The sequence below is a fragment of the Undibacterium sp. FW305-107 genome (genome assembly GCF_058788535.1).
The window spans coordinates 239405-252634 of record NZ_JBYTAV010000002.1 but is presented as its reverse complement, the minus strand read 5'-3'; the positions used below and the strand labels follow the sequence as shown (position 1 = coordinate 252634).

The window sequence follows — 13230 nt, the reverse complement described above, 5'->3', positions numbered from 1 at the left end:
CGCGATGCGCCGCTCAAAAATTCAGGGATGCGCTGTGTAATTCTTTTAGTTGAATTGCTTCAGGAAGCGCAAATCGCCTTCGTAGAACAGGCGCAGATCATTGACGCCATAGCGCAGCATGGTCAGGCGCTCAAGACCGGAACCAAAGGCGAAGCCTATGTATTTTTCCGGGTCCAGTCCCATGTTACGTACCACGCTAGGATGTACCTGACCAGAGCCAGACACTTCCAGCCAGCGGCCTTTCAAAGGGCCACTGCCAAAGGCGATATCGATCTCGGCAGATGGTTCAGTGAACGGGAAATACGATGGACGGAAGCGCACTTGCAGATCGTCAGTCTCAAAGAAGGCTTTGACGAAATTCAGGTACACGCCTTTAAGGTCAGCAAAGCTGATGTCTTCAGCAATCCACAAGCCCTCAACCTGATGGAACATCGGGGAGTGCGTGGCATCGCTATCGACGCGATAAGTACGGCCAGGTGCAATGACCTTGATCGGCGGTTTGTTCATGCGTGCATAACGCACCTGCATGGGGCTGGTATGGGTACGCAGCAATAATTGTTTACCCTGGCTATCTTTGCCATCGACATAAAAGGTGTCCTGCATGGAACGTGCAGGGTGGTTTTCAGGACTATTGAGCGCGGTAAAATTGGTCCAGTCCGTTTCGATTTCGGGGCCGTCTGCCACGTCAAAACCGATGGAACGGAAGATTTCTTCAACACGCTGCCAGGTACGCATGACGGGGTGGATACCACCAACACCACGGCCACGGCCAGGCAAGCTGACATCGATCGCTTCTGCATTCAGGCGCGCCTGCATTTGCGCATTCGCCAGGGCATCGCGTCTTTCAGTCAGGGCTTCTTCTATCTGTACTTTGGCGGCATTGATCACTGCACCTTGTATTTTTTTCTCCTCTGGTGGCAATTTACCCAGACTTTTCATCTGTTCTGTAATCTGACCACTCTTACCAAGGTAAAGCGCTTTCGCGTTCTCTAATGCTGCAGCATCATTTGCTGCCAGAAAATCAGCACGTGCCTGGCTGACGATTTGATCTAAAGGGTTCATGCCTTGTTCCCGCTTACTGTGAAGCTGAAATAATGATCTGAAAACAAAACGGGGCATAGGATTCAACCTCTGCCCCGCTTGATATTTGCAACTGGTTTTCACCAGTCACTACGACTCACTGATTGCGATCACTAATGTGATTAAGCAGCCAGGTTAGCTTTGACTTGATTAACAATCGCAGCGAATGCTGGTTTGTCAGTCACAGCCATGTCAGCCAGTACTTTACGGTCGAGTTCAATTGCGGCTTTTTTCAGGCCGTTCATAAACACGCTGTAAGTCAGGCCATGCTGGCGAGCCGCTGCATTGATACGTGTGATCCACAAAGCGCGGAATACACGTTTCTTGTTGCGGCGATCGCGGTATGCATATTGACCAGCGCGCATAACTGCTTGCTTGGCAATACGGAATACCTTACTACGACGACCACGGTAACCTTTAGCAAGGTTGAGAACTTTCTTATGACGGGCACGAGCTGTAACCCCACGTTTTACTCTAGGCATAATAACTCCTTAAATAATGAGTATGAGGTTAAGCGGTTGGCATCATGCGCATTACGGATACCATATTGGTGTCATGAACACCTACGGAACCGCGCAATTGACGTTTGTTCTTGGTAGTTTTCTTGGTCAGGATGTGACGTTTGAAAGCTTGACCGCGTTTAACGGTACCACCTGGACGGACGCGGAAGCGCTTCTTGGCGCTGCTTTTCGTCTTCATTTTTGGCATAGTACTATCTGTCTTTTAAGACAGCTCCACTTTTATATGATGGTAGGTGGCAGCAACAATCGCTACTCTTGGATGCCTACTTCTCACTTATTGTGACCCACCTTAAGAGTGGGTCTTTCGTAATGCGCGCTGATGCGTGCCTCACAAACTCTAACCAGAAACAAGCAAAAACTTATTTCTTTTTCTTAGGTGCCAGAATCATGATCATCTGACGACCTTCCATCTTTGGAAACTGCTCGACCTGGCCATACGGTTCCAGATCAGCCTTCAAACGCTCCAACATACGCATGCCGATTTCCTGATGCGCCATTTCACGACCACGGAAACGCAGTGTGATTTTAGTCTTGTCGCCATCATCCAGGAACTTGGTCAGATTACGCAATTTGATATTGTAATCACCATCATCAGTGCCCGGACGGAATTTGACTTCCTTGACCAGAATGACTTTTTGCTTCAGCTTGGCTTCGTGAGCTTTCTTTTGCTCCTGGTATTTGAACTTGCCGTAGTCCATCAAACGGCAAACTGGCGGCTGCGCCGTCGGCGCTATTTCCACCAAATCAACATTGGCTTCTTCCGCTAAACGGAAGGCTTCACCCAGTTTTACGATGCCCAAGGGCTCGTTCTCAACGCCGGATAAGCGCACTTCTGGCGCTGTAATTTCACCGTTGATGCGATGTGACTTGTCAGTAGCTATTGCAGTTTCCTTCGAAAATAATAATAAAAGGCTATGCAGCCCTGTTTAAAACAGGGTCGCTGCTAATCTGTTAAACCTTGGTTTCAACTTCGTTTTTCAAACGAGCTATAAAGGCGTCCAGAGGCATTACCCCCAGATCCAGATTGCCACGCGTACGCACAGCCACTGTATTGGCATCCCTCTCTTTATCGCCTATCACGAGGATATATGGCAGTTTTTGAATGGAATGCTCGCGTATTTTATAGGTAATTTTCTCATTACGCAAATCAGTATTTACCCTAAACCCTTGTTTCTTCAGGATTTCTGCAACAGATTGTGAATACTCCGCCTGCGATTCCGAGATATTCAGGACAGAAACCTGCACTGGTGCCAGCCACAAAGGCAAGGCAGCAGCATGATTTTCTATCAAGATACCGATGAAACGCTCCATCGAGCCAACAATCGCACGATGCAGCATGATAGGCACTTTGCGGCTGTTGTCATCTGCGACATATTCCGCCCCCAGGCGGCCTGGCATGAAGAAGTCGACTTGCATGGTACCAACCTGCCATGGGCGGCCCAGACTGTCTTTCAGGTGATATTCAATTTTAGGACCGTAAAAAGCGCCCTCGCCCGGCAACTCTTCCCATTCAACGCCACAGGAACTCAGTGCAGTACGCAGAGTAGCTTCTGCCTTATCCCAGATTTCGTCGCTACCGATGCGGTTTTCAGGGCGCAAGGCCAGCTTGATGAATATCTTGTCAAAACCAAAGTCTTCATACACCTTCATCGCTTGCGGATGGAAAGCCATTACCTCATCCTGAATTTGCTCTTCAGTACAGAAAATATGACCATCATCCTGGGTAAAACCACGCACACGCATGATGCCGTGCAGTGCACCAGAAGGTTCATTACGATGGCATTGACCGAATTCGCCAAAACGCAAAGGCAGATCACGATAGCTCTTCATGCCAGAATTGAAAATCTGCACATGACCAGGGCAATTCATCGGCTTCAAGGCATATTCACGGCTCTCGGATTCAGTGACAAACATATTGTCTTTATAGTTCTCCCAGTGACCAGTCTTGCCCCACAGGCTTTTATCCAGAATCTGCGGGCCCTTAACCTCTTGATAGCCGCAGTCCTGATAGACCTTGCGCATGTATTGCTCTACTTGCTGCCAGATAGTCCAGCCCTTGGCATGCCAAAACACCAGGCCAGGCGCCTCATCCTGGAAGTGGAACAAGTCCAGTGCCTTGCCGAGTTTGCGGTGATCGCGCTTTTCCGCCTCTTCCAGCATGTGCAGATAAGCCTCCTGATCTTCTTTCTTGGCAAAAGCAGTACCGTAGACACGTTGCAGCATCTCGTTTTTGGAGTCACCACGCCAGTAGGCACCGGCCAGCTTCATGAGCTTGAATACTTTCAGCTTGCCTGTCGATGGCACGTGAGGGCCACGGCACAAGTCAGTGAAATTACCTTCTGTGTACAGCGACACATCCTGGTCAGCAGGAATCGATTCTATGATCTCTGCCTTATAGGCTTCGCCTATGGATTTGAAGTAGGCAACAGCCTCATCACGTGGCAACACCTTGCGTGTAACTGGCTCGTCTTTTTTCGCCAGCTCAGCCATTTTCTTTTCTATCGCCACCAGATCATCCGGTGTGAATGGACGCTTGTAGGAAAAGTCATAGTAAAAACCATTCTCGATGACTGGACCAATAGTGACTTGCGCATCTGGATACAACTCCTTGACAGCATAAGCCAGCAAGTGAGCAGTAGAGTGACGTATCACTTCCAGGCCATCAGCATCCTTGTCAGTGACGATGGCCAGATCTGCATCAGCATCAATCAGATGCGAGGTATCGACCAACTTGCCATTGACGCGGCCAGCCAGAGCAGCTTTTGCCAGGCCAGCACCGATGCTGGCAGCAACTTGCGCCACCGTTACCGGCGCATCGAATTGTCGTTGCGAACCATCAGGAAGTTTTACTGAAACCATGTCACTCTCCAAAGCGGAAAAAATACAAAAATAATTGAGATAAAAGATGAGTCTAAAAAACGCAGACGAAAAAAAAGCACGGCTAGCCGTGCTTTTTCAGTTTGTTTCAAACGAAAAGTATCCTCGACTAGAGTCGCTCCCAAACCAGTTTAGTGGTAGTTCGCGGTGTCATAACCAGGGATGCCTTTCTCGCTCTTAATATAATGTTTTAATAATTTTAAAATCTTTGGTAGGCACGATTGGACTCGAACCAACGACCCCTACCATGTCAAGGTAGTGCTCTAACCAGCTGAGCTACGCGCCTAAGAAACAAGAGTATAGCAGAGACTTTGAGAAAATTGCTAGTCCCTTCGGGCAAAATATTTCCATGCCCTCCCATGAGCCTGGTATTTCCTTGTTTCTGCAACGCAATTTCAATGCAGGGGATTTCCATCCGCATAGTATATACAGACACGCCTTCGGCTACACTAATCACATGTTTATCAAGCAGCCTATTCTTCATGACCTATCACACCCCTCACCAGAACAGCGATCATCTGCACGACCACCGGCGTGGTGATGCACAGCACAGGCATTATTTCGAAAATCGTAGTCAAAAAATCCTCGCGTGGGCACTGGGCCTGACCCTGAGTTTTGCCGCAGTCGAAGTCGCATTTGGATTTATATCAAATTCCCTGGCACTGATCTCTGACGCAGGGCACATGGTGACTGATGCTGCGGCACTGGGCCTGGCTTTGTTGGCGCAAATCATTGCCAAGCGCCCACCTACGGCAAAAAATTCTTTTGGTTTTGGCCGGGCCGAGGCATTGGCAGCTTTTGTAAATGGCCTGGCCATGCTGTGTGTGATTGCATGGATATGCAAAGAAGCGATACAAAGATTTTCTGCACCAGAAACTGTGCAAGGCGGAACCGTCATGCTGGTGGCTGGTATAGGGCTGGCGATTAATATCGTGGTTGCCTGGGTACTGTCACATGATAAGGAAAGCGTGAATACCAAGGCTGCCCTGGTTCACGTCATGGGGGATTTACTGGGTTCCATCGCCGCGATTATTTCTGGCGCCGTCATTTACAAAACTGGCTGGATGCAAATCGATCCATTGCTATCGATTTTTGTTTCGCTGCTGATTTTGAAATCCACATTCTCGGTCTTAAAGGAGTCCTACCACTTCCTGATGGAAGGTGTGCCCCATCATATAGACTACGTACAAATCGGCACCGACCTGGAAGACATCAATGGCGTACTGTCTGTACACGATTTGCATGTATGGGAAATGTCACCCGGCTACCCTGCCCTGATCGGCCACCTGGAAATCGAAGACCTAAGTGCCTGGCCTCGCATACTGGAAAGTGTCAAGGCCATGCTGCTCAGCAAGCACAAGATTGACCATATTACGCTGCAAGCGGAAGTCGCAGAGAGTGAAGAATATCAGGATTAAAATATGAACACGGGATGAAATATCATCCCGTGCAAACAATTTAATTCCTGCGCACTTCCAGCACGCCACTGACTTCATGCAGCACAGTCAGTGCTTTTTGCAATTGCGTAGTGCCACCTATCTCCACAGTAAACGACATACGCGCCTGTGACTTTGCACTCTGGGTATTGACGCCTATCACATTGATTTTTTCGCGGGAAAATACTTCAGAAATATCACGCAGCAAACCCTGCCTGTCCTGCGCCAGCACAAAGATATCCACGGGATAAACCGTATCCTTGCCGTGATCCCCCCAGGTGGTTTGTATCACCCGCTCTGGCGCTTTATTGCGCATTTCTGCAAAATTTTTGCAACTCAGACGGTGAATCGAAACCCCCTTGCCGCGTGTGACAAAGCCGACGATGTCATCAGGTGGTGCTGGTTTGCAGCAGCGTGCGAGTTGTGTCATCAAACCTTCAGTGCCTACTACCAGCACACCGGATTTGGCACCTTGTGTAACGCTGGATGCCCGGCTTTTATTGGTGAAATTGACTTCATCTGGCTCAACTTCCACAACATTTTCACGCAAAACTGTTTCTATTTGCCTGAGGCTGAACTCATCTTTACCAACAGAGAGGAAGAGATCATTGACATCAGCAAAACCCAGTTTGCGGGCCAGTTCTTCAAGATTGACTGCGGTCTTGCCTTCGCGCTGCAAGGTTTTCTCTACCAGGGCGCGGCCATTTGACAGAGTTTCTTCCTGGTCAATTGCATTGAACCAGGCACGGATTTTAGTACGTGTGCGGGTGCTGGCTGAGTAATCTGGTGAGAGCCAGTCGCGCGACGGGCCAGCCTGAGAAGAGCCGACCTTGAGAGTGATAATCTCTACCGTCTGGCCATTTTGCAAAGGTGTATTCAGCGGCACCATGACATTATCGACCCGCGCACCACGGCAGCGATGGCCAACATCAGTATGCAGGTGATAGGCAAAATCCACAGGAGTGGAATTGCAAGGCAGCTCTATGACACGGGCTTGCGGGGTCAGCACATAAATTCTGTCATCAAGGCTGGCGGCCTTGAGCTTTTCTACCCATTCACGTTGCAACTCTTCTTGTTCGACGACGACATCGGTGACATCGGTTTTCCATGCCAGCAATTGCCTGAGCCAGGCAATTTTTTCATCATATTCCTGCGCTGAAAAGTTTGACCCACCCGACTCTTTATAGCGCCAGTGCGCCGCCACGCCATATTCTGCAAACTGATGCATTTCACGCGTGCGTATCTGCACTTCGAGCGGCCTGCCATCTTCTACCACCACAACCGTATGTAATGATTTATAGCCATTCGGCTTGGGGCGGGAAATATAATCGTCAAACTCTTTGGGTATCGGTGTCCAGGCATTGTGAACCAGACCCAGGACGGTGTAGCAATCCTTGATGTCATCGACGATGACACGGAAAGCACGCACGTCATACAACTCATCAAAGTTGACTGACTTGCCCTTCATTTTTTTCCAGATACTGTAGATATGCTTGGGGCGCCCGGATACCTCAGCCTTGACGCCTGCTATCTGCAATTCCTTGTTCAGCCTGTCTATGGCATTGACGACAAAGCTCTCGCGTTCCAGGCGCTTTTCTTCGAGCATCTTGGCAATGCGCTTGTATTGTTGTGGCTCGAGAAAACGGAAGGACAGGTCTTCCAATTCCCATTTAAGCTGCCAGACACCCAGGCGGTTTGCCAGCGGCGCATACAAGTCCATGGTTTCACTGGCATATTGCTGGGCTGCACCATCTTCGCGTTTGCATTCTGCAAAATAACGCAAGGTGGTCACCCGGGATGCCAGACGCACCAGCACCACACGCATGTCGGTGGCCATGGCCAACACCATCTTGCGCAGGGTTTCCATCTGGTTGGCGGCTTTTTCAGCAGCGTCTTTACCACGGCCTACATCGTGTTGCGTCAAGGCAGCTTCACGCAACTTCATCAGACGGCGTATGCCTGTGACCAGATCTGCGATTTCCTTACCAAAACGTATTTCTATCTGCTCCGCTGCGATCGGATTCAATTCTGGTAATTCAAACAGAATGGCAGCAATACGGGTATCAACATCGGTACGCAACATGGCCAGCGTCGCCACCACGCCATTGACAAACTGCAGGGCATTTTGCTCTGTGATGACGCACTTGTTCGCATATAAGGGGGTAACGTATTCCAGCGCCGCGATGACGCGCTCGGCATCGGCTTCGGACAAGCCTTCAAGCAAAGCCGCTTCTGTTGCTGTAGTCGAGATTGATACCATATGATCTATATCTGTGCAGCTGTTACAACAACCTCTATGAGCCAGGCCGGATTGGCCAATTTAGCTTCTACCGTTGCACGCGGTGGCGTATTACCCTGAGCAACCCAGGCATCCCATACCTGATTCATACCACTGATGAGGCTGATGTCAGACAAAAATATCTGGCAACTAAGTATGCGCGTCTTGTCACTCCCGGCTTCAGCCAGCAAGCGGTCGATATGGGCCAGCACTTGCGCTGTTTGCCCTGCAATATCCTGGCTGGCGTCGTCAGGAATTTGGCCAGCCAAATAAACAACTTTATTAAAAATGGCGGTTTCGGACAAACGCGGACCTACGTGAAATCTTTGGATACTCATTTTTTTCTTAATTTTAGTTCAATAAAAAATCAACAGCCACAGCGATCTGCTCAGGCTGAACAAAAGTTGGAGCATGCCCCACACCGGCAAACTCCACCAGCCGTGCACGCGGACCACGCTGCGTCATCGCTTGTGCTGATTCAGCGGTCAGCAAATCTGATTCTGCCCCACGTACCAGCAAGGTCGGACACTGTATCGCATCATACGCTGCCCACAACATGGTCTGGGCAATTGCCGCCAATTCTGGCGTACTGGCCTTGATAGGCTGCGCTAGGCCAAGGTCATAGTGTCGCACCCATTGCCCTTGTTCATTTTGACGCAAAACATCCCGCGCCAGTTTTTCCCACTGCGCCGGACTATGCGGACCAAAGGAGATCGAAATGGCCTTGATATAGGCTTGCGCCTCATCAAAGCTGGCAAAACGCACATCCTGGCCTATGTAATCACCTATCCTCGCCAGTGCATCCGGATTAAGCACGGGACCCACATCATTCAGGATCAACTTTTTGATGGGATTGTCAGGCAAGCTCGCAAGACTCATGCCTATCAAACCACCCATGGAGGTGCCAAACCAGTGCACGGTTTCAGCGTCCAGCCTGGCAAGCAGGCTGACCATATCACTGACATATTGCGGTATCTGATAGTGCATGGGATTGCGCAAACGGCCTGAATAGCCACGCCCGACGACATCAGGGCACACCACGCGGTATTCCTCGCACAAAGCCACAGCCAGAGAATCAAAGTCCTCAGCCACCCGCGTCACACCGTGGACGCAGATTAAGGCCTTGGGATTAAGCGGGTCACCCCACTCTTTGTATGACATGGCGTGCAAGCCGGTAGGCGAGATACATTGCACTGATTTGCGTCTGGCCTGCATGGATTATCCTCGTGAACAGTATTTTTACTAGCGTATATGACTGACATTTTACCGTTCGTTGCGCTTAAAATCATTGTTAACTGTTGATAGGCATGTTTTTTTGACAAAAAATGCGTGCCTTGAAGGATATCAGTAGCTATTTTTTCATTCCCATAACAAAACTCACTACAGGAGACAGCATGTCAGCATCTTCACTCAAAAGCAAAACCGCACTGGTTACAGGTTCCACTTCCGGCATAGGGTTGGGCATCGCCCGCTCCCTGGCTGCTGAAGGTGCAAATATCGTCTTCAATGGCTTTGGTGACCGGCAAGAAATACAGGTCTTGCAAACTGCCGTGGAAAGCGAATTTGGCGTGAAGACTGCTTATCACAACGCTGACATGAGCAAGGCAGTTGAAATCGAAGCCATGATGAGCTTCGCCAGCAATACTTTTGGCGGCGTAGACATCCTGGTCAATAACGCAGGCATACAGCATGTCGCTAACATTGAAGACTTCCCGGTTGAAAAATGGGATGCCATCATTGCCATCAATCTGACTTCCAGCTTCCACACTACCCGCCTGGCCTTGCCGCAAATGAAGCAAAAAAACTGGGGCCGCATCATTAACCTGGCATCCGTCCACGGCCTGGTTGCATCCGCACAAAAATCTGCCTACGTGGCAGCCAAGCATGGTCTGGTCGGCTTTACCAAGACCACGGCACTGGAAACCGCGCAAACAGGCATTACCTGCAACGCTATCTGCCCTGGCTGGGTATTAACACCGCTGGTACAAAAACAGGTCGATGCGCGCGCAGAAAAAGATGGTGTTGATAATGAAACCGCAAAAAAACGCTTGCTGGCGGAAAAACAGCCCTCAGGTGAATTTGTGACGCCGGAACAACTCGGCGCACTTGCCGTATTCTTTTGCAGCCCGGCGGCCGATCAAATTCGCGGTGTAGCGTGGAATATGGATGGTGGCTGGGTAGCGCAATAAAATATAAACAGGATAGGGATGCGACAAAGTATCTGGTTTCGCTAGTAGCGTTCCTGAATTCAGATGTATAGTTTCATTAGTCATTTGAATAGGGAGCACCCATGCAAACTACCATGCACATCGTTCTGGTTTCTGTAACTTTATTGAGTGCCGCTACTTGCGCTGCGGCTGACAAGATGAAGCCTGGCCTGTGGGAAATGACGACCAAGTCAGATTCCATGAAGGCCATGCCCAAGATCCCGCCAGAGCAACTGGAAAAAATGAAGCAGATGGGTATCAAAATGCCTGATATGCAAAATGGCGCTATGGTGCACAAAGTTTGCTTCACCAAAGAAATGGTTGACCAGGATAAACCACCGGCCAGTGGTCGCGAGCAACACTGCCAAAATAAGAGCTTCAACCGGTCTGGCAACACTTATACGGCTGAGATGGTCTGCGAGGGCCCGGACATGAAAGGCACAGGTACCGTCAAAGGTAGTATGACCTCAGAAAGCCTGAATTCCGTCTATGACTTCAACGGTAGCTCACGTGGCAAGCCAATTAACCACCATATGGAAACCACAGGTAAATGGCTGGGCAATGACTGTGGTGATACCAAACCCTTCCCCATGCCACAGAAGAAATAAATCCTATAGAATTTTACTGTCTTCAATAGCAACAAAGGCCGGCGCATGTGCACCGGCCTTTGTTTTTAAGCCGCGCCCAAATATCAGGCTACAGCACTGACATCCAGTGTTGCCTCGGTCTTGGCGATGATTTCTTCCTTGCTGACACCAGTCGCCAATTCGACTAGCTTCAAACCTGCTGGCGTAACGTCAATGACGCCGAGATCAGTAATAATGCGATTGACCACGCCTACACCTGTCAATGGCAGATTGCAAGCCTTAAGGATTTTATGCGCATCGCCCTTGGCCACGTGCTCCATCAGCACCACGACGCGGCCTACCCCTGCCACCAGATCCATCGCACCGCCCATACCCTTGACCATCTTGCCGGGGATCATCCAGTTAGCCAGGTCGCCATGCTCACTGACCTGCATCGCCCCCAGGATAGCCAGATTGATCTTGCCGCCACGTATCATGGCGAAAGAGTCTGCTGAGCTGAATATCGATGAACCGGGCAAGGTCGTTACCGTTTGCTTGCCAGCGTTGATCATGTCTGGGTCAACTTCTTCTTCAGTCGGGAAAGGGCCTATGCCCAGCAAACCGTTTTCTGACTGCAGCCAGACTTCCATGCCTTGTGGCACATGATTGGCGACCAGGGTCGGTAAGCCTATGCCCAGGTTAACGTAAAAGCCGTCTTGCAACTCTTGTGCTGCACGTGCAGCCATTTCATCACGATTCCATGCCATGTCTTGTCTCCTGCTATCTTAATTCGATGGGCGTACGGTACGCTGTTCTATACGTTTTTCTGGATTGGCATTGACGACGATGCGCTGCACGAAAATACCTGGTGTGTGGACTTCATCCGGGTCCAGCTCACCGATTTCCACCAGCACCTCGACTTCAGCCACCGTAAACTTACCCGCCATCGCCACATTGGGGTTGAAGTTGCGTGCAGTTTTGCGATAGACCAGATTACCGGCCTTGTCAGCCTTCCAGGCTTTGACCAGGGACACATCAGATACCAGTGAACGTTCCATCACATATTTTTGGCCATCGAATTCGCGAATTTCCTTGCCATCGGCAACGATGGTGCCTACACCAGTCTTGGTGAAAAAGGCCGGGATACCAGCGCCGCCAGCACGCAATTTTTCAGCAAGTGTACCCTGTGGTGTGAATTCCAGTTCCAGTTCGCCAGCCAGGTATTGGCGCTCGAACTCCTTGTTTTCACCAACATAGGATGAAATCATTTTCTTGATCTGGCGGGTCGTCAACAACTGCCCCAGACCAAAACCGTCAACACCGGCATTATTTGAAATGGCGGTCAACTCTTTGACGCCAGAATCGCGCAAGGCAGCAATCAGTGCCTCAGGAATGCCGCACAGACCAAAACCGCCTACAGCGATGGTCTGACCATCCTTGATAATGCCCGCCAGCGCACTGACTGCGTCAGGATAAACTTTGTCCATAATGTCCCCTCTCCAGGTTGTAAATCGATATTTCTTTTATCAAATGGCTGCTTGCAACATACAGTGAACAGCCATGCAAATCATTAGTCTTACAGGATATGATGCTGCGTTATACTGCGCAATACCGTAAAAATACGCCTTTCCTACAAACCTGTCAGTGGACCGCAGAAATGAATGTCGTACAGCCTATCGATTTTGAATCCATATTTCAACATGCACCTGTTGGTATGTGCGTGTCGCAAAACCGTATTATTCATGCCTGCAATGATGATCTGGCTAACATGTTTGGCTATCAAAAAGATGAATTGCTGGGTCAGTCTTTTCTGGTACTTTACCCCAGTCCTGACGAGTTTGAACGTACCGGTGCACGCATCACGCCCATCATGAATGCCAAGGGCTATTATTCTGATGAACGCATCATGAAACGGGCAAACCAGGAATTGTTCTGGTGCCACGTATCAGGCCGTGGCCTGAACAAGGACAACCCGCACGCCGCCGGTATCTGGACTTTTGAAGACCTGAGTGCCAAACGCTCTGTAACTGCCGAACTGACACCCCGTGAACGCGAAATCGCGGCACTGCTGGTAGAAGGCAAAACCAGCAAGCTGATTGCGCGCCAGATTAACCTCAGCCCACGGACCGTGGAAATGCACAGAGCAAAGCTCATGCGCAAGTTCAATTCTGCGACATCCAGTGAACTGGTGCACAAACTGCTGGGCATCATGCGCTAAGCGGCCAATTCATCAAAATGCCTGAGGTCGCATCTGGCTTGTCTCAC

At 49.9% G+C, this 13230-nt stretch carries 14 protein-coding genes and 1 tRNA gene; 4 read left to right on the top strand and 11 right to left on the bottom strand.

The genetic code is table 11. The annotated features are described in order from the left end of the window. Positions 1-45: 45 nt before the first annotated feature. From pheS to AC3WQT_RS05225, 6 genes are all read right to left on the bottom strand, one after another. Positions 46-1062, bottom strand: coding sequence for a phenylalanine--tRNA ligase subunit alpha (gene pheS / locus AC3WQT_RS05250; RefSeq protein ID WP_492702753.1), 1017 nt, complete (start codon positions 1060-1062; stop codon positions 46-48). A gap of 140 nt (positions 1063-1202) precedes the next feature. Continuing rightward, positions 1203-1562, bottom strand: coding sequence for a 50S ribosomal protein L20 (gene rplT, locus AC3WQT_RS05245; RefSeq protein WP_110253941.1), 360 nt, complete (start codon positions 1560-1562; stop codon positions 1203-1205). A gap of 28 nt (positions 1563-1590) precedes the next feature. Next, a complete protein-coding gene (gene rpmI / locus AC3WQT_RS05240; protein WP_110253942.1) occupies positions 1591-1788 on the bottom strand; it encodes a 50S ribosomal protein L35 in 198 nt (65 codons plus the stop codon). Positions 1789-1960: 172 nt separating this feature from the next. Further along, positions 1961-2482, bottom strand: coding sequence for a translation initiation factor IF-3 (gene infC, locus AC3WQT_RS05235; RefSeq protein WP_110253943.1), 522 nt, complete (start codon positions 2480-2482; stop codon positions 1961-1963). Positions 2483-2552: 70 nt separating this feature from the next. Then, entirely contained in the window at positions 2553-4460 is a 1908-nt protein-coding gene (thrS, locus tag AC3WQT_RS05230) for a threonine--tRNA ligase (RefSeq protein ID WP_492702752.1), read from the bottom strand. Positions 4461-4687: 227 nt separating this feature from the next. Next, a tRNA-Val gene (locus AC3WQT_RS05225) sits at positions 4688-4764 on the bottom strand. Between the two features lie 196 nt (positions 4765-4960). Between AC3WQT_RS05225 and AC3WQT_RS05220 the strand changes: the two genes are divergently transcribed. Beyond that, positions 4961-5896: a cation diffusion facilitator family transporter gene (locus tag AC3WQT_RS05220; RefSeq protein WP_492702751.1), complete on the top strand. Its 936-nt coding sequence runs from the start codon at positions 4961-4963 to the stop codon at positions 5894-5896. Positions 5897-5936: 40 nt separating this feature from the next. Here the strand turns inward: AC3WQT_RS05220 and AC3WQT_RS05215 are convergent, their stop codons facing one another. Genes AC3WQT_RS05215 through AC3WQT_RS05205 form a run of 3 tightly spaced genes read right to left on the bottom strand, consistent with a single transcriptional unit; the run spans position 5937 to position 9407 of the window. Further along, complete coding sequence (locus AC3WQT_RS05215) at positions 5937-8174, bottom strand: RelA/SpoT family protein (protein WP_492702750.1); 2238 nt, start codon at positions 8172-8174, stop codon at positions 5937-5939. Positions 8175-8179: 5 nt separating this feature from the next. After that, entirely contained in the window at positions 8180-8530 is a 351-nt protein-coding gene (locus AC3WQT_RS05210; RefSeq protein WP_492702749.1) for a RidA family protein, read from the bottom strand. A 13-nt stretch (positions 8531-8543) separates the two neighbouring features. Beyond that, positions 8544-9407 carry an alpha/beta fold hydrolase gene (locus AC3WQT_RS05205; RefSeq protein ID WP_492702748.1) on the bottom strand — a complete coding sequence of 288 codons (864 nt, stop codon included), beginning with the start codon at positions 9405-9407 and terminating at the stop codon, positions 8544-8546. Between the two features lie 179 nt (positions 9408-9586). Here AC3WQT_RS05205 and AC3WQT_RS05200 point away from each other — a divergent pair, with 179 nt between their 5' ends. Continuing rightward, entirely contained in the window at positions 9587-10381 is a 795-nt protein-coding gene (locus AC3WQT_RS05200) for a 3-hydroxybutyrate dehydrogenase (protein WP_492702747.1), read from the top strand. A 101-nt stretch (positions 10382-10482) separates the two neighbouring features. Further along, positions 10483-11007 carry a DUF3617 domain-containing protein gene (locus AC3WQT_RS05195; protein ID WP_492702746.1) on the top strand — a complete coding sequence of 175 codons (525 nt, stop codon included), beginning with the start codon at positions 10483-10485 and terminating at the stop codon, positions 11005-11007. 83 nt (positions 11008-11090) lie between these two features. On the opposite strand, the gene AC3WQT_RS05190 is transcribed toward AC3WQT_RS05195, so the two are convergent. Together AC3WQT_RS05190 and AC3WQT_RS05185 are read right to left on the bottom strand one after the other, a co-directional pair. Continuing rightward, on the bottom strand, positions 11091-11732 hold the full coding sequence (locus tag AC3WQT_RS05190; RefSeq protein WP_110253950.1) for a CoA transferase subunit B: 642 nt from the start codon (positions 11730-11732) through the stop codon (positions 11091-11093). 18 nt (positions 11733-11750) lie between these two features. Beyond that, positions 11751-12452: a CoA transferase subunit A gene (locus AC3WQT_RS05185; protein ID WP_492702745.1), complete on the bottom strand. Its 702-nt coding sequence runs from the start codon at positions 12450-12452 to the stop codon at positions 11751-11753. A gap of 170 nt (positions 12453-12622) precedes the next feature. Between AC3WQT_RS05185 and AC3WQT_RS05180 the strand changes: the two genes are divergently transcribed. Further along, complete coding sequence (locus AC3WQT_RS05180; protein ID WP_492702744.1) at positions 12623-13183, top strand: LuxR C-terminal-related transcriptional regulator; 561 nt, start codon at positions 12623-12625, stop codon at positions 13181-13183. The last annotated feature ends 47 nt before the right edge of the window (positions 13184-13230 follow it).